This window comes from Mesorhizobium sp. P2_H9 (assembly GCF_056403215.1).
In genome coordinates this window covers 125,559-151,427 of record NZ_JBFUFX010000005.1, presented here as the reverse complement: position 1 = coordinate 151,427, position 25,869 = coordinate 125,559, and the positions used below count along the sequence as shown (strand labels likewise).

At 62.1% G+C, this 25,869-nt stretch carries 20 protein-coding genes; 14 read left to right on the top strand and 6 right to left on the bottom strand.

Going from position 1 to position 25,869, the window contains the following annotated elements:
* Nucleotides 1-24: 24 nt before the first annotated feature.
* From AC1DXN_RS10920 to AC1DXN_RS10895, 6 genes are all read left to right on the top strand, one after another.
* Complete coding sequence (locus AC1DXN_RS10920) at nucleotides 25-2,103, top strand: pseudouridine synthase (RefSeq protein ID WP_477273593.1); 2,079 nt, start codon at nucleotides 25-27, stop codon at nucleotides 2,101-2,103.
* On the top strand, nucleotides 2,103-2,657 hold the full coding sequence (gene rsmD, locus AC1DXN_RS10915; RefSeq protein WP_477273591.1) for a 16S rRNA (guanine(966)-N(2))-methyltransferase RsmD: 555 nt from the start codon (nucleotides 2,103-2,105) through the stop codon (nucleotides 2,655-2,657). The genes AC1DXN_RS10920 and rsmD overlap by 1 nt, the downstream gene beginning before the upstream one ends.
* A gap of 133 nt (nucleotides 2,658-2,790) precedes the next feature.
* The gene (locus AC1DXN_RS10910) at nucleotides 2,791-4,143 is read left to right on the top strand and encodes a M16 family metallopeptidase (RefSeq protein WP_477273589.1); all 1,353 of its coding nucleotides are present in this window, start codon (nucleotides 2,791-2,793) and stop codon (nucleotides 4,141-4,143) included.
* A gap of 4 nt (nucleotides 4,144-4,147) precedes the next feature.
* A complete protein-coding gene (locus AC1DXN_RS10905; RefSeq protein WP_477273587.1) occupies nucleotides 4,148-5,500 on the top strand; it encodes a M16 family metallopeptidase in 1,353 nt (450 codons plus the stop codon).
* On the top strand, nucleotides 5,497-6,366 hold the full coding sequence (locus AC1DXN_RS10900) for a patatin-like phospholipase family protein (RefSeq protein ID WP_477273585.1): 870 nt from the start codon (nucleotides 5,497-5,499) through the stop codon (nucleotides 6,364-6,366). Before AC1DXN_RS10905 ends, AC1DXN_RS10900 begins: the two co-directional genes overlap by 4 nt.
* A gap of 250 nt (nucleotides 6,367-6,616) precedes the next feature.
* On the top strand, nucleotides 6,617-8,035 hold the full coding sequence (locus AC1DXN_RS10895) for a coiled-coil domain-containing protein (RefSeq protein ID WP_477273583.1): 1,419 nt from the start codon (nucleotides 6,617-6,619) through the stop codon (nucleotides 8,033-8,035).
* 66 nt (nucleotides 8,036-8,101) lie between these two features.
* On the opposite strand, the gene AC1DXN_RS10890 is transcribed toward AC1DXN_RS10895, so the two are convergent.
* Complete coding sequence (locus AC1DXN_RS10890) at nucleotides 8,102-8,812, bottom strand: GntR family transcriptional regulator (RefSeq protein WP_477242670.1); 711 nt, start codon at nucleotides 8,810-8,812, stop codon at nucleotides 8,102-8,104.
* Nucleotides 8,813-8,913: 101 nt separating this feature from the next.
* On the opposite strand from AC1DXN_RS10890, the gene AC1DXN_RS10885 reads away from it, so the two are divergent.
* The 3 genes from AC1DXN_RS10885 (at nucleotide 8,914) to AC1DXN_RS10875 (ending at nucleotide 10,676) form a co-directional block, all read left to right on the top strand.
* Nucleotides 8,914-9,477 carry an autotransporter gene (locus AC1DXN_RS10885; RefSeq protein WP_477273581.1) on the top strand — a complete coding sequence of 188 codons (564 nt, stop codon included), beginning with the start codon at nucleotides 8,914-8,916 and terminating at the stop codon, nucleotides 9,475-9,477.
* An 82-nt stretch (nucleotides 9,478-9,559) separates the two neighbouring features.
* Entirely contained in the window at nucleotides 9,560-10,342 is a 783-nt protein-coding gene (locus tag AC1DXN_RS10880; RefSeq protein ID WP_477242672.1) for a DUF899 domain-containing protein, read from the top strand.
* Between the two features lie 73 nt (nucleotides 10,343-10,415).
* Nucleotides 10,416-10,676 carry a hypothetical protein gene (locus AC1DXN_RS10875; protein WP_477273579.1) on the top strand — a complete coding sequence of 87 codons (261 nt, stop codon included), beginning with the start codon at nucleotides 10,416-10,418 and terminating at the stop codon, nucleotides 10,674-10,676.
* 44 nt (nucleotides 10,677-10,720) lie between these two features.
* Here AC1DXN_RS10875 and AC1DXN_RS10870 read toward each other — a convergent pair whose 3' ends face one another.
* From AC1DXN_RS10870 to AC1DXN_RS10850, 5 genes are all read right to left on the bottom strand, one after another.
* Nucleotides 10,721-12,715, bottom strand: coding sequence for a putative bifunctional diguanylate cyclase/phosphodiesterase (locus tag AC1DXN_RS10870; RefSeq protein WP_477273577.1), 1,995 nt, complete (start codon nucleotides 12,713-12,715; stop codon nucleotides 10,721-10,723).
* 324 nt (nucleotides 12,716-13,039) lie between these two features.
* Nucleotides 13,040-14,080, bottom strand: coding sequence for a class I SAM-dependent methyltransferase (locus tag AC1DXN_RS10865; RefSeq protein ID WP_477273575.1), 1,041 nt, complete (start codon nucleotides 14,078-14,080; stop codon nucleotides 13,040-13,042).
* A gap of 135 nt (nucleotides 14,081-14,215) precedes the next feature.
* Nucleotides 14,216-14,890 carry a 4'-phosphopantetheinyl transferase family protein gene (locus AC1DXN_RS10860; RefSeq protein WP_477273573.1) on the bottom strand — a complete coding sequence of 225 codons (675 nt, stop codon included), beginning with the start codon at nucleotides 14,888-14,890 and terminating at the stop codon, nucleotides 14,216-14,218.
* 11 nt (nucleotides 14,891-14,901) lie between these two features.
* A complete protein-coding gene (locus AC1DXN_RS10855; RefSeq protein ID WP_477273572.1) occupies nucleotides 14,902-15,297 on the bottom strand; it encodes a GNAT family N-acetyltransferase in 396 nt (131 codons plus the stop codon).
* A 47-nt stretch (nucleotides 15,298-15,344) separates the two neighbouring features.
* A complete protein-coding gene (locus AC1DXN_RS10850) occupies nucleotides 15,345-19,427 on the bottom strand; it encodes a Pls/PosA family non-ribosomal peptide synthetase (RefSeq protein ID WP_477273570.1) in 4,083 nt (1,360 codons plus the stop codon).
* Between the two features lie 693 nt (nucleotides 19,428-20,120).
* Here AC1DXN_RS10850 and AC1DXN_RS10845 point away from each other — a divergent pair.
* From AC1DXN_RS10845 to AC1DXN_RS10825, 5 genes are all read left to right on the top strand, one after another.
* Entirely contained in the window at nucleotides 20,121-20,780 is a 660-nt protein-coding gene (locus tag AC1DXN_RS10845; RefSeq protein WP_477273568.1) for a hypothetical protein, read from the top strand.
* 294 nt (nucleotides 20,781-21,074) lie between these two features.
* Entirely contained in the window at nucleotides 21,075-21,389 is a 315-nt protein-coding gene (locus AC1DXN_RS10840; protein WP_477273566.1) for a hypothetical protein, read from the top strand.
* Nucleotides 21,390-21,470: 81 nt separating this feature from the next.
* A complete protein-coding gene (locus tag AC1DXN_RS10835; protein WP_477273564.1) occupies nucleotides 21,471-23,192 on the top strand; it encodes a hypothetical protein in 1,722 nt (573 codons plus the stop codon).
* Between the two features lie 218 nt (nucleotides 23,193-23,410).
* Complete coding sequence (locus AC1DXN_RS10830; protein WP_477273562.1) at nucleotides 23,411-24,454, top strand: LacI family DNA-binding transcriptional regulator; 1,044 nt, start codon at nucleotides 23,411-23,413, stop codon at nucleotides 24,452-24,454.
* Between the two features lie 64 nt (nucleotides 24,455-24,518).
* A complete protein-coding gene (locus AC1DXN_RS10825; RefSeq protein WP_477273560.1) occupies nucleotides 24,519-25,757 on the top strand; it encodes an ABC transporter substrate-binding protein in 1,239 nt (412 codons plus the stop codon).
* Nucleotides 25,758-25,869: the final 112 nt, after the last annotated feature.

Genomic DNA, 25,869 nt, shown 5'->3' with positions numbered 1-25,869 from the left:
GCAGCGCAAACAGGCAAAGGCCACATGGACGACAACGACAAGAAATTCCGGCCCAAAAAGGGTCCGGCCAGAGGCGGCCCGAAAGCCGCGGGACCGCGCAGCCGCGACGGCGCCGCCGGCAAAGGCGGCAAGCCATCCTTCGGCGCCAAGAAACCCTACGCACCGCGCGGTGACCGGCCGATAGCCGCTGAGGGCGAGCGCCCGAAGCGCGATTTCAAGAGCGGCGACCGGCCATTCAGCAAGGGCCCGCGCCCTGAAGGCAAGCCTTTCGAGAAACGCGAAGGCCCGCGCAAGCCCTATGCTCCGCGTGGCGATCGTCCGAATGCCGCTGAGGGCGAGCGCCCGAAGCGCGATTTCAAGAGCGGCGACCGGCCATTCAGCAAGGGCCCGCGCCCCGAAGGCAAGCCATATGAAAAACGCGAGGGCCCGCGCAAGCCTTACGCCCCGCGCGGCGACCGGCCGATGGCCGCCGAGGGCGAGCGCAAGCCGTATGAAAAGCGCGAAGGACCGCGCAAACCCTATGCGCCACGCGGCGACCGACCAATGGCCGCTGAAGGCGAGCGCAAGCCTTATGAGAAGCGCGAAGGTCCGCGCAAACCCTATGCACCGCGCGGCGATCGGCCGATGGCCGCCGAAGGCGAACGCCCGAAGCGTGACTTCAAACCGCGCGACGACCGGCCGAAGCGCGACTTCGCTGATCGCCCCAAGCGCGACTTTGGCGATCGGCCCCAGGGCGCATCAGGCGGCGGCTTCAGGCCGCGCCCGCGTGCCGCGGAAGCGACGGAGGAGGCAGGTGAGCGCATCGCCAAGCGGCTGGCGCGCGCCGGCCTCGCCTCGCGCCGCGATGCCGAGGAGCTGATTGCGGCCGGCCGCGTCAAGGTCAATGGCCGCGCTCTGACCACACCGGCCTTCAATGTCATGCCCGGCGACATCATCCATCTCGACGGCATGGAGATACCGCCGATCGAGCGCACTCGCCTGTTCCTGTTCCACAAGCCGGCCGGCGTGGTCACCACCAACCGCGATCCCGAGGGCCGCAAAACCGTGTTCGACGTGCTGCCGGCAGACCTGCCGCGGCTGATGACCATCGGTCGCCTCGATATCAACACCGAAGGCCTTTTGCTGCTCACCAATGATGGCGGGCTGTCGCGCGTGCTCGAACTGCCGGCCACCGGTTGGCTCAGGCGCTACCGCGTGCGCGTCCACGGCAAGGTCGAGGAAAGCGCGCTCGCCGGCCTGCGCGAAGGCATTGCCGTCGACGGCGTCTTCTATGGCGCCATCGAAGCGACGCTCGACCGCGAGCAGGGCACCAATGCCTGGCTGACGCTTGGCCTGCGAGAGGGCAAGAATCGCGAGGTCAGGAACATCCTTGGCTCGCTCGGCCTCGACGTCACGCGGCTGATCCGCATTTCCTACGGCCCATTCCAGCTGGATGATCTGAAGGAGGGCCATGTCCTCGAGATCAAGGGCCGCGTGCTGCGCGACCAGCTTGGCGAGCGCTTGGTCGAGGAATCCGGCGCCAATTTCGACGCGGAGATCACCAAGCCGTTTTCCAACAAGCCGGTGCGGCGCGAAGCGGTGCGCGAAGAAGAACCCGAGCGGCCGAAATTCACCCGCGACGGCGAGCGCCGTCCGATCGGCGAGGGCGGGCTGATCAAGAACCGCAAGCGCCGCGAAGGCAGCCGCGACGAGGCGCTGGGCAAGCTGTCGACAAGTCCCGACAGAGGTGCTGGGCCGGAAAAGAGCTTTGGCGAGCGTGGCCCCAGGCCCGAGCGCAGCTTCGGCGACAAACCGCGCGGTGGCTTTGGCGACAAGCCGCGTGGTGGCTTTGGCGGCAAGCCGGGCGGGAAAAGGCCGGAACGCGAGCAGCGGCCGATCGAGCCGCCGGGCCAGCGCAAGGCCAATGTCTGGATGGCGCCTGGCGCGCGGCCGATCGGCAAGGGCAGGGCGGAAGCCGACGCGGCCAAGGCCAGCGATGCCAAGGCGCGCAAGGCTTCGTTCAAGCCCGCCTATGGCAAGCCCAGCGGTGCAAAACCGTTCGGCAAGCCGCGGGGCGATCGTCCCGGCAGTGACCGGCCGCGTAACGGCCCCAAGGGCAAGTAATGCGGATCGTCGGCGGTGAGTTTCGCGGGCGTCCGCTGGCGACGCCGCGCAGCAATGGCATCCGCCCGACGACCGACCGCACCCGCGAGGCTGTCTTCAACGTGCTGGCGCATCGCTATCCCGAGAAACTGGACGGCGCGCGCGTGCTCGACCTGTTCGCCGGCACCGGCGCGCTCGGCCTCGAAGCGCTGTCGCGTGGCGCGTCCTATGTCGTCTTTATCGAGGAATCGGCGGAAGGACGCGGCCTGATCCGCACCAATGTCGAAGCCTTCGGCCTGACCGGGCGCACCAAGATCTTTCGCCGCGATGCCTCAGCACTTGGCGAGGCCGGCACCATCGCCGCCTTCGGACTGGTGTTTGCCGATCCGCCCTACGGCAAGGGTCTTGGCGAACTTGCCCTGCGTTCGGCCAAGGCCGGTGGCTGGCTCTCGCCCGGTGCGCTCTGCGTCGTCGAGGAAGCGGCGGCGGCCCCGTTCGAGCTTGGCCCCGGCTTTGCGGTGGTCGACGAGCGCGGCTATGGCGAGACCGTCATTCGTTTCATCGAAGCCGGCTGATTGCTTGCGGCATCCCTTGCACGCCCGGGGGCGGCCTCTTTGCCGCCGCCTTTGCCGGCAACATGACCAACAATTGACTTTGCTTGTCCACAAGACCTTGCCTATCGTCGCGGCATGAAATCCGGAGCCATTGATGACATCTCTGCGCAGAATGCTGCTGACGACCGCGCTGGCCCTGGTCACGACCGGCCCGGTTCTGGCCGCATCGGACGACGGCAAGGTGACGGACTTTCTGCTCGACAACGGTATGGAGGTGGTCGTCATCCCGGATCACCGGGCGCCGATCGTCACCCATATGGTGTGGTACAAGATCGGCAGTGCCGATGAGCCGCCGGGCAAATCCGGCATTGCCCATTTCTTCGAACATCTGATGTTCAAGGCAACCAAGAACCATTCAGCCGGCGAGTTCGACCGCGCCATCTCAGCCATAGGCGGTTCCAACAACGCTTTCACCTCCTATGACTACACCGCCTTCCACGAGACGGTGGCGCCCTCGGCACTCGGTGACATGATGAGCTTCGAAGCCGACCGGATGCGCAACCTCATCCTCACCGACGACGTCATCAAGACCGAGCGCGACGTCATTCTCGAGGAGCGCCGTGCACGCATCGACAGCAATCCCGAGGCGGTTCTCGACGAGGAAGTCGACGCCACGCTTTGGCAGAACCAGCCCTACCGCATCCCGGTGATCGGCTGGATGCAGGAGATGGAGCAGCTGAACCGCACCGACGCCACGGCCTTCTACGACAGATATTATACCCCCAACAACGCCGTGCTGGTGGTGGCTGGCGACGTCGAACCGGACGCGGTCAAGGCGCTGGCCGAAAAGACTTTTGGCAAGGTCGCGCGCGGTCCGGACCTGCCGCCGCGCATTCGTCCAGTCGAGCCGGAGCAGAACACCAGGCGCACGGTGACGCTCACCGATGCGCGCGTCAGCGTCCCGAGTTTTTCGACGCAATGGGTGGTTCCGTCCTATCGCACGGCAAAACCGGGCGAAGCCGAAGCGCTCGATATATTGGCTGAAATCCTCGGCGGCGGTAGCCGCAGCCGGCTCTACCAGGAGCTTGTGGTCAAGCAAGGCATAGCCGCCAGCGCCGGGGCCTTCTTCCAGGGCACCATGCACGATGCCACCAATTTCACCGTCTATGGCGCGCCGCGCGGTGACGCCAAGCTCGCCGATGTCGAGGCGGCGGTCGATGCCGAAATCCTTCGCATTGCCAAGGACGGGGTCACTGGCGAGGAGTTGGAGAAGGCCAAGGCCCGCTACGTCCGCTCGATGATCTTCGCCCGCGACAAGCAGGATTCCATGGCCAATATCTATGGTTCGACGCTGGCCGTCGGCGGCAACGTCAGGGATATCGAGGAATGGCCCGACCGCATCCGCAAGGTCACCGCCGATGAGGTCAAGGCCGTCGCCGTGCGGTATCTGGTGCTGGATCATTCGACGACCGGCTATCTCTTGCCGCAAACCCAGGCGGGGAACTGATCCGATGAACAGACTCGCGATCCTGCCCCGCCGCACCGCTACGCCGCTGGCGACCCTGTTCCTTTCCCTCGTCTTCCTCATCCTGCCGGCGCTCGCCGCTCGCGCCATGGACATCCAGGAAGTGAAATCGCCGAAGGGCATCACCGCCTGGCTGGTGGAAGATCATACGGTGCCGATCATCGCCATCCGCTTCGTCTTCGATGGCGGCTCGACGCAGGACCCAGCTGGCAAGGAAGGGCTGGTCAATCTGATGACCGGCCTGTTCGACGAGGGCGCCGGCGATCTCGACAGCGAGGCCTTCCAGATAAAGCTCGACGATGTCGGCGCCGAAATGGGCTTCGAGGCCGGGCGCGACGGCACCTATGGCTCGATGCGCACGCTGGCCGAGCGCAAAGACGCTGCGTTCGACCTGTTGCGGCTGGCGGTCACCAAACCGCGCTTCGACCAGGCGCCGATCGACCGCATTCGGTCGCAGATCCTGTCCGGCATCATTGCCGGCGAGAACGACCCGGGCACCATCGCCCAGACCAAATGGGCGGAAGCGATCTACGGCACCCATCCCTATTCCAGGTCCGACGAGGGCACCAAGCAAAGCCTCGCCGCCATCACGCCGGATGATCTGAAAGCCTTCCACAAGGCCAATTTCGCCCGCGACGGCCTGCATGTGGCGGTGGTCGGCGACATCGACGCCGGGACGCTGAAGCAAAAGCTCGACGCGCTGTTCGGCGACCTGCCGGAAAAGCAGACGCTGAACCCCGTCGCCGATATCGAGCCGAAGCTCGGCCAGCAGCTCGAGGTCAACTACGACCTGCCGCAGACCTCGCTGCAACTGGCCTACCCCGGCGTGAAACGCGACGCGCCGGACTTTTTCGCCGCAGTGCTGATGAACGAGATCCTCGGCGGCGGCACCTTCACCTCGCGTCTGTTCGACGAAGTGCGCGAAAAGCGCGGCCTGGCCTACAGCGTCAGTTCCGACCTGATCGACCAGAAACACGCCGATGCGCTGCTCGTCACCACCGCGACCCGCTCCGACAGGGCGGCCGAGACGCTGGGCGTCGTGCGCGAGGTGGTCAAGCGCATGGCCGAGGTAGGGCCGACCGAGGAAGAACTTGAGGCGACCAAGAAATACATGGTCGGCGCCTATGCCATCAACAATCTGGATTCCTCGAGCGCGATTGCAGCGACCCTGGTCGAACTGCAGCTCGACAAGCTTGGCATCGACTACATGCAGCGTCGCGGCGCCCTCATCAACGGGGTGACGCTCGACCAGGTCAAGGCGGCGGCGAAGAAACTGCTTTCCGCAGAGCCGGCCATCATGGTCGTCGGACCCAAACTGGCGCTGGGCGGCAAGGGATGAGTGCTGGCCCAAGCTTCGGCATCGCCTTTGGCGGCGGCGGCGCGCGCGGGCTGGCGCATGTCCACGTCATCGAGGCGCTGGACGAACTGGGCATCAGGCCGGTCGCAATTTCCGGCTCGTCGATCGGCGCCATCATGGGCGCCGGCATGGCCTCGGGCATGGCCGGTCGGGACATCCAGGACTATACGCGCTCGATCCTGATGCGCCGCGCCGAAGTGGCGACGCGCATGTGGCGGGCGCGGCCGGGCACTTTTGCCGAGGCGATGCAGGGCGGCTTGCGGGTCAGCCAGTTCAATGTCGAGCGCATCCTGAAAGCCTTCCTGCCCGACGCTATTCCCGAAACCTTCGCCGAGCTGAAGATACCGCTGAAGGTGACCGCGACGGACTATTTTGGTCACAAGCTGGCCGTCTTCGAAGACGGCGACCTGCATTCGGCACTCGCCGCCTCGGCCGCCATTCCCGCGGTATTCCGCCCGGTGATGCGCGACGGCCGGCTGCTGATCGACGGCGGCATCTACAATCCGGTACCGTTCGACCTGATCGAGCATGACGCCGACATCATTATCGCCGTCGATGTCGTCGGTGCCCCGACCGAAGCCGAGCGCAAGAACCCGACCTCCGTCGACCTGATGTTCGGCGCCACGCAGTTGATGATGCAGTCGATCATCGCCAACAAGCTTAAGCAGTGCCAGCCCGACATTCTGATCCGTCCGGCGGTGTCGAAATACCGGGTGCTCGACTTCATGAAGATCGACGCCTTGCTGGCCGAGACCGTCGATATCAAGGACGAGCTGAAGCGGCAGATCGAGAAGACGCTAGAAGCGCGGGCCGGCAAGACCAAACGCGGCAAGCGTGCCGCCGGGTGAGGGCGCTTGGTGCCCCTGCGCGGGGGTGACCGGATATCTGCCTTACGGGCGGCGCCACCAAGGCCAAACGCAAGCAGGGTGAACTGCGGGCCAGCGTCGCGTCTGCTGCGCCGGCGCCCAAGAGCGTATCGATCAACCAAGGCTGCTCAGGGCTCGGTGGGGCTTCCCCAACGGAAGAAGAGGATGTAAAAAGGAATGTTAGCAATTCCTTAAGTAAAAAAAATGGAGGGAGTGTAAGGAGTGTTAGGCCATGAGTTTCAAGGGGTTGATGAAGCGTGCCGCTAATTCCGACAGAGCATTTGAGAAGCTCGAAGCCGAGTTGGCGGACGCGTTCGATGAGTGTCTCAAACTAGACGACCAGTCGCCGCCGGAGAACGCGGACGAGAATCTCGCGACAAACAACGACAACGCCCAGCCAGAGAACGGTGCGGATCGTCCAGAGACCGTACGGCTGCTGACTTCGCACACGCAAACCCGGCTGGCTGCATTGAGTGCGGTTGATGGGCTCTTTCACGATGCCCAGGACTATCTGGAGGAGATCAACGCGAAACTGTCGGAGATCGCGACTTCGCACCATCTGACACGCGAATTCTTGAACATCCTCCACGGCGATGTTCTTCGCGCTAACGAACTGGAACTGGCAAATACCGGCCTGACCGCACACCAAAGAGGTCTGTCGGAACAGCTCCACGATGCGGCCAGAAAGCTGCGCGAGCGCGAAGGCGCCGTCGAAGTCTTGCAGCAGCATGAGGCGGGCCTGGTTCAGGACAAGGAGGCGCTTCGAGCTGCGCTGGCTGCAGTGAGGCTGGAACTGGTCGAGGCAGCCAATGCAAGCGCAAAACGCGAAGCGGAATTCGGCGAGGTCGTCAAGACGCTAGCGGCCAAGACGGTCGAGGCCAACAGACGCTTACGTGAGAACAAGATGCTGCGGGAAAAGCATGTCAGCCTGCAGATTGAACTCGACAAGGCGCACAAGCGGGAAACCGAGACGCGCCATAGGCTCGACGAGCTCTCGACGATTCATGCCAGCGAGGCGGTGCGACTTTCGGAACTGCTGGCTGCGCTTGGCAAGAGCGAGAAGGAGGAAATGCGGCTTCAGAAATCGTTCGAGATGGCGCAAACGAAGCTGTCGGAAATGACGGAAGCGGCCCGTTTCATGGAAAGTGACACGCAAGCCGAGCTCACCCGCAATCACCTGGAGATGGACGGCTTGCGTTCTGAAATTCAGAACCTCCAGTCGCGACTGGAGCTGGCCTCGAACGAGAGCAGCGCAGCGGCTGCCGAGATAGCCACGCTTCGGACTCAATGGAGCGACGCCGTGGCCGAAAAGCAGGTTGCGGATGAAAAACTGTCTGCGCTCATGAAGGAGAGCGAGAGCGACAAGATTAACCTTTCGGCGGTGAACGCAAATTATTCGCAGCTTTCCCTGCAGCAGGCATCTGAACAAATGCAGTACGATGTCCAGAGGCAGGAATGCGAGGATTTGCGAGCTGAAGTCGCGTCGCTCAATGCCCGGATCAAGGAGCTCTTGCCTTATGAGCGCCTGCACAGGGTCACCAACGCCAAGCCGCGCGAAGGCGTCGTGGTCGAAATCAACGGCGCGGTGGCCGAGGCGGCGCGCGCAACACACAGGCGGCGCGCCCGCCGCAACCTGCGTGCGACGTCCTAGCAGGCGCCTACACAGTGAGGGAAGATAGAGCCCCATCCCGATCTTTCATCGGGATGGGAATAGGCTCTATGCGAAGGTCTGCAGATTGGCTTCCTGCAGCTTGGCGCTGGCAAGCAAGGCTTCGAGCACCTGTTTCTTGAGCAGCAGGCACTGCGAACGCGCCAGTTTGACGATGCCGGAAACCTCCGCCACCTCGCAGGCCAGCACCAATTCCTGCTGCTGGCTGATGATCAGTTGCGTCAGGTCGCGCGATTTGAAGCCGAGATGGAGAACGCGCTCCGACTGGTCGAGTATCTGATCGAGCAGGCGCGCCAGCCGCAGATTTCCCGACAGCTCCGCCAGCGCCAGGCGAAAGGCGCGATCGGCGGCGAGGAACGCAACGTGGCTGCGCAGCGTCTCCGGCTTCAGCACCTTCTTCGCCGCTAGTCTCACATCTTCCAGCCCGCGCGCGGTGAGGCCCGATGCAGCGACACGGAACACTTCCGGCTCGATCAGGCTGCGCACATCGAAGATTTCGTTGACGTCGCGCAGGCTGAGCGGCGCGATGACATAGCCGCGCCTGGGCTCGCTCTTGATCAGCCCTTCCTGCGTCAGACGGGCCAGCGCCGAGCGGATCGTCGCCTTCTTGATCTGGTAGCGGTCGCCGATCTGCTTTTCGGTCAGGCTTTCGCCGGGGCGCAGCACGCAGGCGACGATATCGGTCTTGACCTGCTCATAGGCCTCTTCGCTGCGCAGTATGTCGGCGGTCGATGCCGCCGCGGCTTTCGGAGGAGTCATGTTGGTCTTCCGTTTGGGCCCCAGTTGACGCCGGTATCGGCATTCGCTAGCGTGAGCTTCTCAGATATTTGCACTGAGCATCTCAGAAGGGATAACTGACAATGTCTCTTTCCCCCAGCTCGCCTCTCTACGCCGTAACCAATGATATCGTCAACGCCGCGCAAGCCCCCGATCCGTTCGAACGCGTCAGGACGGTGCTGCACGACCATACCAGGCGTTTTCACGCGACGGGCGTGCTCGCGCATGAGGAAGACGACGACGAAGTGCTTCTGCACGCCAGCCCGAATCTGACGATCTACCACATCACGCTGTCGCCCGGCCTGCAGTATCCCCCGCACAACCATCTGATGGATGTGCTGATCGGCATCTACAAGGGCAGCGAGACCAACTTCATCTATCCCACTATCGGCAGCGAGATCGACGTGCCGGAGAGGCAGGACATCGCCGCGCCCGCCGTGATGCATATGCCGCCGCACATCGTGCATTCGGTGGCCAACACCGGCAATGCGCGCTCGGGCGCGCTGCATGTCTATCTCGGCAACCTGCCGGCCACCCACCGGCATCTGTGGGACCTCGAAAGCAACCAGGCCGAACCCTTTGATAATGATCGCTATATGGCCGGTGCGCGCCCCATCGGGCAGGTGGCTTCGGAGCCCGGAAAATAGCGAGATACCATCGCCTTTATCGCCAATTGGCACGCGCGCCCTAACTCACGACCCGCAAGCAACGGCAGAGAGGAGAAGAACGATGACCAGTCACACGAATGGCACAGGCGAGGGAGGCTCGGCGCGGCTCGCCATGAAGACACCGCCGATCGTCTTGCAGGAGGCGTGGGAGGCCGCGCGTGAAGCCTTGCTGGTGAAGGAAAAGGCGCAGGCCCGCGCTCGCGATGCGTTGGCCGCCGAGCGGCGGCGGATGCCGTGGATGGAAGTCGAGAAAAAATACGTCTTCGAAGGGCCTGACGGAAAGGCCAGCCTGCTCGACCTGTTCGACGGCCGCCGCCAGCTGATCGTCTACCGCGCCTTCTTCGAGCCCGGCGTCCATGGCTGGCCCGATCACGCCTGCCGCGGCTGTTCCATGGGCGCCGATCAGGTCGGCAATCTCACCCATCTCAACGCCCGCGACACCACGCTGGTCTATGCCTCGCGCGCCCCGCAGACCGACATTGCGCGGCTGAAGCAGCGGATGGACTGGAAGATGCCCTGGTACACCATCACCGACAGCTTTGACGCCGATTTTGGCGTCGCCGAATGGCACGGCCACAACGTGTTCATCCATGACGGTGACAGGGTGTTTCGCACCTACTTCATCAACAGCCGCGGCGACGAGGCGATGGGCACCGTCTGGAACTACCTCGACGCCACGCCGCTCGGCCGCCAGGAGGTCTGGGAGGACTCGCCCGAAGGCTATCCGCAGACCCCGACCTACAAATGGTGGAAYTGGCACGACAGCTATGACGCGGCGCCCGACAAGAAATGGGAAGAGGTGTCGGACGCAGGCGAGGCGGCATTCCGCGACCGCGCCGAGTAATTGGCCTGCGCGAGCCCAGCTCCGTGGATTAGCGGGGCTTCTGCTGCCTCCGTGGTATCAAGGGAAACAGACCATGAGCGAGCCTCATGCAGACGGCGCCGGCGAGGCCGCGCTCGGCGCAGCTGATCTCATATCCCTCGTAGCGGCGCCGACTTTCGCGGTCATGGCGCTGCTGACCTGCATCCTCAGTGGCGATGCCGCCATGCTCTGCATGGGCGGGCAGGGTGTTTCACCACTCAGCGGAATGGTGCCGATGTACCTGCTGATGAGCGGCTTCCACCTGGCGCCCTGGCTGAAGCGGATCCGGCAAAGTGGCGCCCGCCAGTCTCGATAGCTTGTCGCGCGATAGGCACCGCCGGGTCGCCGCCGGCACCGCTGTCATGCGGACTTGACGACAGTGAGTGTGCGTTTGTAGGGGGTCTGTTTCGTCTGGAAACTTTTGGCCAGAGCGGGGCGGCCGACGCGAAAGCCCTGGATCTTGTCTATGCCGAAATCGCGCATGAGCGCCATCTGCTCGTCGGTTTCCACCCCTTCGACCAGGATCTTGTGGCCGCGATTCCGGACCAGGGCAATAATGTCCTGGAGCATCGCCTTGCCCCTGGGGGCGGCGCAGTCGTGAAGAAACGAGCGGTCGATCTTCACCGTATCGAAATCGATCAGACGAAGCCACGACAGGCCTGCGAAACCCGTCCCAAAATCGTCGAGCCATATCCTGACCCCGAGCAGCTTGAGGTCGCTGATGCAGCGCAGAATGTCCGAGTGCATCTCGATCTCCAGCCCCTCGGTGAGTTCGAAGGCCAGCCGGCTGCCGCCCACGCCGGTCTCGCCCAGAATGGCCGCAACCGAGGTGGCAAAGCCGGGTGTCTTGAGCTGGATCGGAGAGACATTGACACTGACGACGCTGATGTGATCGTCCGCCAGGAGCTCGGCGCACACTGTCCGTATTGCCCAGCGGCCGAGTTCCAGGATCGCGCCGGTTCGTTCCGCGACCGGAATGAACAGGCTCGGCGGGACCGATGTGCCGTCCAGCATTTTGAGGCGCATCAGCGCCTCCACCGCCTCGACCCGGCCCGATGCGACATCCTGGATAGGTTGATAAACGAGTGAAACGAGATCCTGGCCGATCGCGATCTTCAGCAAAGCGGCAATGTTCTCGCTCTCGTCGCTGCTCTGGGGGTCGGATGGATCGAACAGCCGGGCGCAATTTCGACCGCCGGCTTTTGCCAGGTAAAGCGCGCGATCAGCCTCGTGGATGATCTTCTCCAGCTTGGCGCCGGTCTGCAGCCGGGTGAACGCAGCCCCAACGCTCACCGTCACAACCGAGATACCGTCCCGCCGCAGTTCGTGGGTAAGGCCGAGATCCTCCACCGTGCGGCGAATGGCTTCGGCAAGGTCCGCGACCTGCTCTTTCTCTTCCAGGCGAGCCAGGACAATGAATTCCTCGCCACCGTAGCGGCCGATTGAGCCATTGTACCCCTTGATCATTTCGCTAAGGGCGTTGGCGACAAGGATCAGGCAGCGGTCGCCCTCTTGGTGGCCGTAACAGTCGTTGAACTTCTTGAAGAAGTCGACGTCGATGAGAATCGCCACAAAACTGTTGCCGAACCTCTGCCAGCCACTCCAGTAGTCCCGCAGTTTCTCGTCAATCGCCCGCCGGTTCTGGAGACCTGTAAGGGGATCGGTTCTCGACAGATTGAGCAGCGCCTGTCCGCGTTCGGTGGCCTCCTTGTGCTGGATTTTGGCTTCCAGCGCATTCAGGAAGACGTTGTAGCGCTCCTCATTCAGCTTCCAGTTCACGTAGGAGGTAAACGTGAAGCACGAGATGTAAAATGTCCCGAGGGCGATTTGGTAAGACAAGGTCGCAGGAAACAAATACAGAGCGACGAAGAACGCGGCGAGGACCACGCCAGACGACACAATCGAAAGGACAAACTGGAATCGAAAGAACAGATTGGCGCCCATCATGAAGATGGAGCCAAAAATCATGAAGTAAGAGAAATTCTGGGTGTATCCGGTCGTTATCGCCGGAATCAACCAACCTATATAGCCTGAGACCAGGGCGACCGCGCAGGTGAGATCAAGCCCTTCCGTTTTGAACCCCAGGCGATACTGTGTTTCGAGGACGACGAGCGCGATTGCGCTGACCGCAAAACGCGCGCCGATCGTGTAAGCCGCGACATCCGGGATCAGCAGTATATCGGTGACGGAAAACGAGAGATAGCACGCAACCGCGAGCCAGAGCCCCTGCCGGGCAGCCTTTCTGCGGGCACTCTCGCCCTCCATTCGGTAAAGCTTGCGCAGGTCTCCCGGAAGTGGCTCTTGCCGCTGCGGAAGGACTTCGTCTTCAACCACATCGGCCAACGTTTGGGTCATGCACAGATCCTAATGATTCGCTCCGGCTGGACAGGATTCTACGCCCCGTTTCATAAGATAGCGCTGATGTTCCGCGTTGCGGTCGCGCCTAGCCTCACGAAAATCACAATCATAAGGAGCCGGCCTTACGGAATGTTTCGCGCGACCCGGACATTTTTCTTAAATTTGTTTGATTGACAGCTGGATGGCGGCGGTTGCCCGGCGTTCACCCCGAAATTCTCGACGTCATGGCTGAGACCTTCGACCAAAGAACCCAAGGCGCCCGGACTTGGTGCCTGGTGTCAACCGCCGACCCGGAATGTCACCGCCGTCCACATCCTGGGATCACGCTTTGCGGACCTTGCCGTAAACGATGTTTCGGTTCGATCCATAGAACACTTCGGCGTCTACGCAATTCCTGTCGACCGCGGCATTGATGATGTCCCACATATCGTCGGCCGAACGCAGGATCAGCGGCCAATCCATGAAGGTTTCCATGTAACCATCGGTCGTGATCTCGTCGCTGAAATTGGCAAAAAGCAGTTCGCCACCGGGCTTGACCATTTCCATGGCTCTCTGAAACAGGCGGATGCCGATAGCGGGCGCCAGATAGTCGTAGAGACCCGAGGCATAGACGAGGTCGAATGCGCCAAGAGGGTAGGCGCGGCGAAGAAGGCCCCGCACCGAGCCTTCCACAGCCTTGACCACCGTGCCGGCAAAATCGCGGTTCACGATGCCGACGCTGACAGGATCCTGGTCCAGTCCAATCCAGCGTTTCAATTTCCCCTGAGAGAGCGCCTCGGAGAGTTCGGCTTCGCGCAGATGACCGCAGGCGATCGCCAGCACCTCGGCATTCCCGACCCGGCAAGCAGTCTCGTCCACCGTTTTGGCGAGGATGTTGCGCCGTTCCCGTCCGGCAGCAGAACTCGCCGCCTCGCTCGTATAGGCGTAGATCTCCTGGCCAAGCGGGGTCGAAGAAGCCACCATCTCGTCGGCGCTGGGGTGCTTGTAGTAAATGTCCAGCAGGCTTGCATCGCCCGAATAGCCGCGCGGCTTTTCGAAGGACCAGCGCGTGAACGGATCTTGCAGCAAATATTCGGCAACGCGATGTTGCTGGGCCAGGGGAATGAGTGCCTGCCAGACCGCGGGAGCAGACTGCCTGCGAAGCTCGTGGAGCCGGCCTGCCAGACGGTCGACGATCGGTCCTGCCGGCGCTTTCTTTGCGAATGCCTGGTGAGCGAGATCCAGGACAAGTGCGAGCTCTGCCGTCCGCTCCTTCAGTTCGTCGGCGTCGACAATATCGGGCGCTTCCGCTCGATGCCTCTTGACCAATATCGACGTTATCAGGCTGTGATCGTCGAGTTTCGTTTCCGGGTTTCGCGCCATGCGACATCACCTGTGATCCGCCGTCTGCGACTGTAGGCGCGCCAAGGGTGATCCCATATAGTTTAATAAAAGTTTAGCTAATTTGATCCGCACTCGGCTGGCCTGGCCAAGCACTGCGCAGGCCGCCTCTCGCGCTTACAGGGACGTGCCTCGGCCACCGTCGACGACCGCCAGAACGACGACACGCGGAGCAACGCAGTAAACAAGTATCGCTCTGCGGCAGGTCGTCGTCATCGCGGTGCCTGCGTCGAGATCGACGGAGATGTCCTCATAGCCCAGCACCTCGCGATCAAGCGGGTAGGCAGCCTTGTAGACGGCCTCCTTGGCGGCAAACAGGATGCGACCAGCAAGACGCCGGTCGGTTGCGTCGGTCCGGTCCGCAGTGGTTGCAACGAGCGGGAAGATTTCGTCGGGCAAGGGCAGGGCGGGCTCGACGTCGATGCCGAGCGAGGCGATGTGGCCAATGGGTGCGACTGCCGCCACGGCCATCTCGTCGTCGTGAGCCAGCGACCCCGTTATCCCCTGGGGCCATACCGGCGCACCGGATGAGCCGCGCAAAACAGCGACATCGTTCAAGCCCATATCGGCCAGCAGCCCGCGCGCGATCCACCGCGCCGCGCCGCTCGCCCGCCGCATCGGCGGCTGGCGTGACGGGATGGAGCGAGCTTCCTGCGGCAGCAGGTGGTTCTCATCGCCTTCGCGTATCGTGCGGCATCCGATGCGAACGCCGATCGGCGCCATGGCGACCATCGCCGCCAGCAGCGATGTCTGCGCCGACAGGCTCGCGTCAACGTCGAGCGGCCGTGTCATGGCTGGTCGATCTATCCCGGCAGGGCGAGATCGGCGATCATTTCCCCGTCCTCGTCCAGCCCTTCTTCGACGAAACCGGCAGCGCGATAGAGGTGGCGCGCCGCTTCATTCCCAGGTTCGTAGCAGATCGAAACGTGGCTGATGTGGCCGAGCCCCATGATCTCATCCAGCACTTCGCGCAACGCGGCCTTGCCGTAACCTCGGCCCTGATGGGCGCGATCGATCATGAAGCGGTTGATGCGCGCCTCATCGTCGTCTGCCTCGTACATCAGGAAACCGACGACGCGATCCCCTGCCATGACGACGCGCGGCTTTGCGTCCGCGTCAGTTTCGGCTTCGTCGAGCGACTCCGCATTGCTGACGACGAAATCCATCTGATCCGGAGCCAGTTGCAGGGCCGCGACCAAGGCCCGGTTGGCCCCGGTCACCGAAACCAGACGGATGTCTGTACTCGTCAAGCCGATGCCCTGGCGCCATCTCCCGTCACCGGCTCGACGAACCGATGCAGCTTGGCCGGGTTGCCGCGCCAGATCGAGTTGGGCTCCAGCTCTTCGCCCTTCATCACGAAGGAGTCGGCATCGACCATCGAGCCTTTGCCCATCACCACGCCATAGTGGACAAAGGCGGAAGGTCCGAGCGTGCAGCCATCGCCGATGCGGATGAAATCCGACTTGAACGCGCCTTCTTCCAGCGAGTGGGCCTGGATGACGCAGCCCTCGTTGAGCGTGACGTCGTCCCCGATCTCCACCAGCGACCGCTCGGTCAGATTGCTGCCGCCGTCATAGACTCGGCTGCCGACCTTGACGCCCAGCATGCGCAGGATCATCGGCCGGAACGGTGTGCCGGCAAACAGGCGCACGATCGGCGAATCCGCCAGCTTCCAATGGCGTTCGTGGCGCCAGAAGGCGACATCGTAGATCGTCGTCATCTGCGGCTTCAGGCGGCGGAAACCAAGGCTTGCCCGCTCGACCAGGATGTAGAACGGAATGGTGATCGCCGAGGTCAAGATCACGGCGACGAACAGGGCGACCTCAGCCCATTCGGTATAGTAGTTCAGCGCCCGGTCCCAGATCGCCAGCGTGGCGAACAGCATGACCCATTGCGTTGCCACGAACAGCAGGATCGTCACCAGATTGTGACGGTTCTTGAACGGGATGCGCTGGCGCCGGTCCGCCTCGTCGACGCCGGCGATAAGCTCCTTGTCGCGATTCACCATGCGGGGGATTTCAAAGGCAGGCGAACCGAGAAGGCCGACATTCTCGCGCACCGGCCCGTCGATGGGGATCATCACCTTGGTGCCGAGCAGGACGTTGTCGCCGGTGCGTCCATCCGGCGGATAGTAGATGTTGTTGCCGAGATAGTTGCGTTCGCCGATGCGCGTCGGCTCGAGCCGGAAGGCCGAGGCGGACTTGTGCATGTTGATCATGAACAGCCCGTCCGACACCATGGTCTCGGTGCCGATCTCGCACAGAAGCGGGTTTTCGTGCTGCTGGTTGGAGCCGAAATTGGAACCGGTCTGCACCACCTTGTTGAGGTTCCAGCCGATGGCGCTCATGTAGTGCACGATGGCCGAGCTGTCGCCGAACAGCAGCCCGAGCACACGCGAATTGCTGGTGAATTCGGCGACGGTCTGCAGCCAGTAGCGGAAGCCATAGAGCGTGTAGGTGCGGCCCGGCTTCAACAGCAGGCTTGTCAGGCGCGGCACCAGCGTCGCCGCCGCAAAGGCCACGGCGATATAGCCGAAAAGCGTGACCGTGGTGCCGATCGCGACAAGACCGATCGTCTCCTGATAGTCGTCGCCGACATATTCCCAGTAGCTGTGGAACAACAGCGGCAGCGGGGTGACAAGGCCGAACAGGCCGACCAGCTGAAGGGTTTCATAGAGGAAGCGCCGGAGCTGGTAAGGGTTGACATTGCGCACCTTGCAATAGTCCGCCGTGGTCGGCACCGCCGGCGATCCATGCCAGTGCTCGCCGTCCGGTATGCTTTGCCCGCGATGCAGCGAGGACGAATGGCCGAGCTGGGCGCCGTCGCCGATGCGGGTGTCGATGTCGAGCGTGGAGCCGACGCCGACGAAGGCATCGCGGCCGATGGTCAGCGGTCCGGTGTGGATATAGCCGGACTGCGCCCTGAAGCCGAGGATCATCGATTCCTTGCGCAGGATGGTGTTGGCGCCGATCGAAATGAGATCCGTGCAGACGGGCACGGATTTCGATTCGATGACGGCGTTTTTCCCGAGTTTGGTGCCCAGCAGCTGCAGATAGAGGCTGTAGAGCGGGCTGCCGCGGAACAGCACGACGGGAGCCGTGCGGATCAAGGTCTTGACCACCCAGAAGCGGAAGTAGCGCTGGCCCCAGATGGGAAACACTTCCGCCTTCCAGCGGCCGATGAGCACCCATTTCGCCAAGACGGCAAAGCCCGACATGCCGAAGAACACGGCGGCCGAGAGCGCCACGCACCTGAAATAGAGCTGCAGCGGTTCGTCGAGCGCGTCATACATCCAGTTGAGGCCGTCATTGATGGCCCACAATGCGACGTAGCTGTAGAGGCAGTAGAACGAGAGCTGCGCCGCACCGCAGGTCCAGTAGGCAAGGTTCGAGGCCTGACGGGTGAGGACAGGCTCGTCGGTGGCCGTCGTCATCTCGTCCGCCACGCCCAGGTGCTGCGCCAGGCGCGCCACTGTGGGGTAGAGATAGATGTCGCGCATCGACGTCGTCGCCCATTCCTTCCTGGTGCGCACGCGGGCGCAGAAATGCGCCATCAGCAGCGAGTTGGCGCCGAGATCGTCGAAGAAGTGATCCTCGACCGACACCGCGTCGAATTTCAGCACCGTCGCCAGCGCCTCGGCCAGGAAACGCTCGTCCTCATTGGCGGGCGGCACCATCGCGCGATCGGCCGAAAGCCGAACGCTCGTCGGCTTCGGCAGCTGGCGCAAATCCACCTTGTTGGAGACCGTCATCGGGATGGCAGGCAGTTCCTCCAGATAGGAGGGCACCATGTAATCCGGCAGCCGCCGCTTCATCGTCTGGGCGAGATCCGCTCGGGAAATCGCCGCTACGCCGGTTTTAAGCGCGTAATAGGCCACGAGTTCGACGCGGCCGGGCTCGATCTCCCAGGTGGTGACCGCCGCTTGCGCAATCTCGGGCTGGTCGAGCAGCACCGCCTCGATCTCGCCGAGCTCGATGCGATAGCCCCGGATCTTCACCTGCGTGTCGATGCGCCCGGCATACTCGATCTCGCCGCTGTCGTTGATCCGGCCAAGGTCGCCGGTGCGGTAGATGCGCTGCGACGGGTTGTTCGGCAGGCCGACGAAATCGGCAATGAATTTCTGGTCGGTCAGGTCGGGACGGTTGAGATAGCCGACGGCGAGCCCGATGCCGGCAATGCCGATCTCGCCCAGTTCACCTGGCTCGGCAAGTTGCGGCAGCGACACGTCGAGAATGACGATCGAATAGGTCGGCAACGGCGCGCCGATGGTCACCGGACGGTCCGGCGTCAGCGCCCCCATCGTCGCGGTGACGGTGGCTTCGGTCGGGCCATAGGTGTTGAGGATCTGCCGGCCCGGCTTCGACCAGCGCACCACCAGATTGTGCGGGCAGGCCTCGCCGCCCACCAGCAGCGTGCGCAGGCTGGGCACGTCTGATGTCATCGACGACAGCAAGGTCGGGCTGCAGGCCATGCAGGTGATGTCATGGAGGCGCAGGAAATCCGCCAGTTCCTCGCCCACCAGCGGCATCTGGCCAGGCGCGGGCACCACTGTCGCGCCGGCGACGAACGGCACCCAGATCTCCTCGGAGGAGAAGTCGAAGGCTATGGTCATGCCCTGGTAGACCCGGTCGCCCGGCCGGTATCCGTAGGAGGCGGCGGCGACGTGTATGAAGTTGACGAAACTCTGGTGCCTGATGACCACGCCCTTGGGCTTGCCGGTGGTGCCCGAGGTATAGAGGATGTAGCAAATGTCGTCGGTGGTCTTCGCCTGCGGCTTCAGCGGCGCAGGCGACTGGGCGGAGATCTCGGTGGCGGCGCTGTCGATCAGCACATGCGGAACCGGCAGTTGACCGGCGCGCGACGCATAGGCGGCGATGGTGACGATCATGCTGACGCCGGCGTCTTCGATGATGAGCGTCATCCGCTCCTGCGGAAACGCGGTGGCCAGCGGCACGAAGGCGGCACCCGTCTTCATCACCGCCAGCAACGCGACATAGGTCTCCGCCGAGCGGTCGAGAATGAGCCCGACCCGATGGCCCGGCCGCACGCCGTGCTTGATCAGCATGCGGGCGAACTGGTTGGCGCGGCTGTTCAGCTCCTGATACGTCCAGACACGCCCGTCGGAGATCACCGCCGGCAACGCGGCAAAGGTGACGGCGAGCTGCTCGAACACCGTATCGAGCCGCTCACCCGGCTGCCGGGCAAAGTCGGCGCCTGTCAGCACCTGGCCCTGCGCGGCCCGTGCCGGAGCGATCCTTGCCAGCGCGAGGCCGTCGATCGGCGTTGCCGCGTCGCTGTCCAGTCCGGCGATATCGTAGTCCATTTCCATACTCTTTCGTCCTGGCCGGGCAACGCCCGGCTGTTCCCGCTGGAGCAGGCTTTTTCAGCCCTGCCGCCGCTGCGATTGTTGATGAAGGACCGACGCTGCCAAAAAGGAACAACCCGGAATCCCGACCGCGGCAGCTTATGCCACCCGATCTTTTCGCCAGTTTTTCCGAACTGTTGAATTTTGTTTCTGGAGTGTGTCTGGGGGGATGTTGCGCGGCCGCTCGTTGGCCCTTGCAGGGGGGCTGCAGCGCGCCTTATTTGCTCTGAAGCAGGAGAACCGCTTTTCGCGTCATGTCGGTCATTTGCGGACTGTCATGCAGGGTTCCCAAAAGCAGACGTCAAAATTCCTTCGAACTGTCCGAGAGTGTGAAATGGGACTTTCACACTGAGACCATACCACGCGCGGACTTTCGCCGGTCGCGGCGCAGCCAGCATGTCGATGCTTCGAGCTCTATCGTAGTCGCCGAATTTTCTGGGATGCTCGAATTAACCAACATCGGTGGCGCCCTGATCGTTGACGTCACCAACATGTTCTACCATCAAGCCAAGGCCAATCCGGAGTCAGATCACTTATCGATTCGAAGTCGCAGGCTGTCACAGCAGAGTAATAGTAAGCCTGGTCCCAACAAATGGCAGTCCTCTGGGCTGCCATTTTCTATTGGCCTGAGGTATTGGTCTAGCAGGGGGAGACAGCATGCTCACACGTCGTCAACGCGATACGATTGCAGCCATACTACGCAGCGTAATAGATCAGGCGGTGTCGGAACACTTCGAAGCGTTGACGCAGGAGCATCAGCTGACATCTCGCATAGCCGGGCTTCTGGAAAAGGAGCTGCAGAATATGCGGGTCCTTCACCGGCGTGTCAGGGTTGTGACGCAGGAGTTTCCCGACAAGGGACCGGGGTCGCTGGAAAAGCCGACCGGCATAGATCTGTATATCGGCATCATGGACAATTCCAACAACGGCTTTTCGAAAGGGATATTCGTCCAGGCCAAATGGCGCGAGGTCACCCGCACGCCGAAACAGATGGAGGAACTGCGGGGGCAGTGCCAGCGGATGCTGGATCTTTCGGACCAATCCTATGTTTGGCTTTACGGCCCTGATGGGGCCGACGCGGTGAGGGCGCAGGAGGTGGTTCAACAGCCGGGCACCAGACCCGAGCAGCTTCTGTCGAGGAAGACGGATGACATCTTCAGACGAATTCTGGAATGCACCGAGGGCGATCCCAACTGGGGGCTGGATCGCGTTATGGTTCGGGACGTCGGCCGAAGGGCCGCCGTGGGAACCATGATGGAGGAGTTGCGGATCAGGACCGCGGTCGGTGTGGTTATCGAAAGCGATCCCGAGGGTTAGAAACAGAAACGCCACTCAACCCGAAGGGAGCGGCGTTTCAATCGAGGCCAGCGTCCTAACCGCTAGACGAACGCCCCATATGGTTGGGCGTATGGGAATCGAACCCACGTTTCTGGCTTGTTCAGTATGTTTAATCTAACACACCGCAAGAGATAAGTCAAGCGAAAAATGAATCTATACTGTAGGTGCGTTTCTACATTTCGCTTATATTGGAGAATTGACGCAATCACTGCATTGCGGCGGTCTTCAGCCGCCCGGAAGCCTCTGCGCCTTGCGCTCTGGCGCAGCATGCCAATGGCTGCTGTTGACCTGACCACCTTTGGCGGCCGGCTCTTTGCCGCCCAGATGCTGGGGGCGTTACGGGAACCCAAAAGCCCGGCAGCGCACGATACGGCGAGCACCGAGATCGAGTGGCGCCGCTGGCAGCAAATGGAGGCCAACCAGAAGAAACCGGATTATCGTGAACTTGGGAGGCCATCCGCCTTGCGCTTGGCGTCGCCTATGGCTACCGCTTCGCCGGGCGCTATGACGTGCAGCATTTCGCATTCAGCGTGTTTCGATCGTCCTGACCAACAAACCGTCCTTGCAGTAAATCCCGTGCGGCTTTAGCGTAATGAATGGCTTGGGGGAGAGTCGGTGCGTCCACCGAAACATAAATGGCCGGATACCGACGGCAGTCGAGGTATTTTGATGTTCGCCCAACTCATGGGCGAGATGTTGAATCCTACGACATTTGAAAGCTTCCGCGTCTACTCTCTGGATACGATCGCTCGACTGACTGAGGCACTTAACCTCATCGATGATGTCAGAAGGCAGCGAGTTCCCCGTGCGGTGCTTGAGCCCATTGCGGAAGAACTTGAGTGGTCCTTCAACAAGGATGCTGCCGCACTGGCATTGGCGGAGCCGGAAATAAAGTCTTTGATCCGAATTCTGTCGGCAAAAAGTTCCTTCTCGCTCGATGATTTTTCCTCGCATCTGAAGCTGATAACCAAGCTGGTAGGGTCAACTTATAAAACCACGCTTGAAAATCTGATCCTTAAGATATTCGATCAGCCAAATCAAAAGATAGCGATTCGTAAACTCGCCGGGTTTTATTGCAGTCACATTCTAAACGTCGGGTATTCTAGACGGTTCATTCTGAAGACCGTCAATCGGTTTTTCTTTGACTCTCCTGTTCAGAGGGTGGGCCGAGCTTCACTGTCTCGCTTCTTCAAGGAGTTCGATGGAAAGACGAAGAAATTCAATGTGCACGCCTTCGTCTCCAAGGATTTGGGTAATTACCTGGGAGGTTTGGGTTTTACGATAAAGGATCAGGAGGATTTACCAGAAGCTCAGATCGACACACTCGCAATCAATGACAACTATGAGAAATTGCCGGCAGCTCTGGAGATTGCGTTCGAACAATTCGACCCCGAAGGGGCGATGGAGCATTGCTATCAGATCCTGAGCGCGCAGCGCGCAATATCCTATCTCGACCCGTATGGAATGCATTGTGAGTGGGGCGACACGATGCACGTTACGTTGCATCGGGCGAAGTCCGGGATCGCAATCACCAAGGGTGATTTTCTCACTAACAAGGCAATTCATTCGGTCCCAAGATCGGGCCACCGCGCGCGGACGATCAGCAACTATGCGCGCGAGATTATAGCCAATTTCGACAGCAGTTCGACCGAGAGGTTGTTGAGTTCAATCAGAACCGCTGCGCTCGCACGAACCTCGCAGAGTCCAGAAAACCGCCTCATATCACTTTGGTCGGCAATCGAAGTTTTGCTAAGCGAGCCCAGGGACGATGTCCGCATTGTTCACTACACCAGGCTCATCGTTCCCTGCATCGCGCTCAGGCACACGAGACGACAAGTGATCGCGGTCTATGACGAGCTTCTTATACCGTACAGGCACCGGCTAAACCGGCTTTTGAAGGCGATGCCCTCATTTCCTTCGAGCCACGGGCAGAAGGCTTTCGCCGAGCTAATGTTTCTGCCGGAGCATGCAGGGCTGAGAATGGAACTCTGCCAGCTTCTGGCGGACAACCCGTTAGCACTTCATCGTGTATGGAAGCTTCACAACGATTACATTGACATCAAGAGCGCGCACAGAACGATGTCTGACCATTTTGACCGTGTCAGATGGCAGGTGCATCGGGTCTACAGGGCTCGAAACCAACTGGTTCATTCCGGCAGGATGCCCACCTATCTTGAATCGGTAATCCTGAACCTAGCTGAATATTACCGTTCGTCGATCGCCACGATTGTGAACCGCGCCAAGCGCGAGACCCACAGTTCGGACATCGATCAGGTTGTGGCTGAAATCGGCATCCGCTACGAGATCTTGCGCGGCCACTTTAACGTCAAAGCGGGAATCCCGTTTACCCAAGAGCATATTTCGATGCTCATGGATTTTCCGACAGCGTAGAGCTAGGCGGGACATACCCTTGCTGTGGCGACGGCCGAAAAGGCCTATGCCTTTACCCGTATCAGCCACATCCCCTTGCCATCCCCAAATTCTCATCCTAATCTCCCCTTGAGAAAACCTTTTCCCAAACCCCGCAGCATCCGCCATCCACCCACATCGACACGCTGCAGCCCAGTAAGAGAAAACCTTTTCCCAAACCAAGGACCGACACCCGAACCATGGCTTCCGACACGTCGCCAGCACCCGCCAAACAACCCGTCACCCTGCGTGAAGTCGCGGCGATGGCTGGCGTCAGTGTGGCCACGGCCTCGAAGGCGCTGAACGGGCAGGGGCGGATGACGGCCGAGACGCGGCAGCGCATTCGCGAGACGGCGCAGCGGCTCGGCTTTCGCCCCAATAGCCTGGCGCAGAGCCTGCTGCGGCGGCGCTCCTTTACCGTCGGCCTGCTGACCAACGACACCTATGGCCGCTTTTCACTGCCGGTCATGTCGGGCATTTCGGATGCGCTGGTCGATGCCGGCGTCTCGGTGTTCATGTGCAATGTCGAGGACGATCCGCGGCTGGCGCAACTGCATGTCGAGGCGATGCTGGACAAGCGCATCGACGGCATCATCGCCAGCGGCAAGCGCATCGACCGCCATCTGCCGGTCGACCTCGCCAATCTCGGCGTGCCGGTGATCTATGCCTTCAGCCAGCCCGATCCCGGCGCCATCGCCTTCGTCTCCGACGATGCCGGCGGTGCGCGGCTGGCGGTCGAGCATTTTTGCCGGCTCGGGCGCCGCCGCATCGCCCATGTCAGCGGTCCCGCGAGTTTTGCCGTGGTGCATGAGCGGGCGCAGGCCTGTCGCGACGTGCTGACCGAGCACGGCCTGCCGGTCACCGAGCCCTTGCTCGGCACCTGGTCGGAAGCCTGGGGGCATGACGCCGTGGGCAAGCTGTTCGATGGCAAGGGGGAAAGGCCTGACGCGGTCTTTTGCGGCAACGACCAGATCGCGCGCGGCGTCATCGATGCCTTGCGCGAGCGCGGGCTTGGCGTGCCTGGCGATGTCGGCGTCATCGGCTTCGACAATTGGGAGATCGTGGCCGAGGCAACCCGCCCGCCGCTGACCTCCGTCGACATGAACCTGGCAGCGCTCGGCCGCGAGGCCGGCCTGACCTTGCTTTCGCTCGTCGGCGGCCAACCCGCCGCGCCGGGCATTCGAAAACTGCCGTGCCGGCTGGTGGTGCGTCAGTCATGCGGTCGCCCATGGGGCGGCGGCTGAGGAACTAGGGCAGCGCGGGGAGCGCTGCCACAGGGAGGAGAACTGAACCATGAGGAGGAGAACCATGAGACATATGATCGCCGGGCTTGCCTTTGCTGCGAGCATTATTGCCTTGCCTGCAATGGCCGCCGATACCGCCAACATCTGGGTTCGCGCCGACGGCTCGAACTTCATGCCGCGCATCGTCGATGCCTTCAACAAGGGCCATGAGAATCAGGTCAAGCTGGACATCATTCCCAATGCCGAGATCATCCCGAAATATGGTGCCGCCGCCGCCGGCGGCACGGCGCCCGACGCGCTGTCGCTCGACCTGATCTACACGCCGTCATTTGCCGCCGCCGGCCAGTTGGAAGACATCACCGACTGGGCGAAATCGCTGCCCTATTTCGCCAGCCTGTCGCCGGCGCATGTCAAGACCGGCACCTACAAGGACCACATCTATGGGCTGCCGTTCTCGGCCGACGCCTCGGTGCTGATCTGGAACAAGAAGCTGTTCAAGCAGGCCGGTCTCGATCCCGACAAGGGCCCGACCAACTGGGCCGAGATCGCTGCTGAAGCCGAAAAGGTCAACGCGCTGGGTGGCGACATCAAGGGCTTCTACTTCTCCGGCAATTGCGGCGGCTGTAACATCTTCACCTTCACGCCGCTGATCTGGGCCTCGGGCGGCGATATCCTCTCCGAGGACGGCTCGAAGGCGACGCTGGACAGCCCGCAATTGCGCGGCGCCATCGACCTCTACCGCTCGATGGTCAAGAAGGATTTGGTGCCGGCCGGCGCGCAGACCGACACCGGCGCCAACTTCTTTGCCGCCTTTGCCGGCGGCAATATCGGAATCTCGCCGTCCGGCGCTTTTGCCATCGGCGCGCTCAACACCCAGTATCCAGACATCGACTATGGCGTCACCTTCCTGCCGGGCAAGGACAGCGGCTGGTCGTCCTTTGCCGGCGGTGACAATTTCGTCGTCACCAAGGGCACCAAGAAGCTCGCCGTGGTGAAGGAGTTCCTCGACTTCGCCTATTCGCTCGAGGGTCAGACCATCCTGGCCAAATACGGCAGCCTGCCGGTGCGCGGCGACATCGCCAAGGACGCGCTGAAGGATCTCGATCCGCGCTACCAGATCGCCGCCGAAGCCATGGCCAAGGGCCGCACGCCCTATTCCGTGGTGTTCAACGATCTGATCAACTCGGCCAACGGTCCGTGGACGCAGATGATCAACGAGGTCTTCTTCGGCGACGACGTCGACGGCGCCATAGCGAATGCACAAGAGACCATGCAGTCGATCATCGACCAGGCGCAGAAATAAGGACTGGCCGGCGGCAGGGGTGGCGCAACGCCCTTGCCGTCAAAAGTCCTGATCCGGTCGCCCGTCCGTTCTCCCTGGACGGGCGGCCGGACATGCAATCGCCCTACCTCCC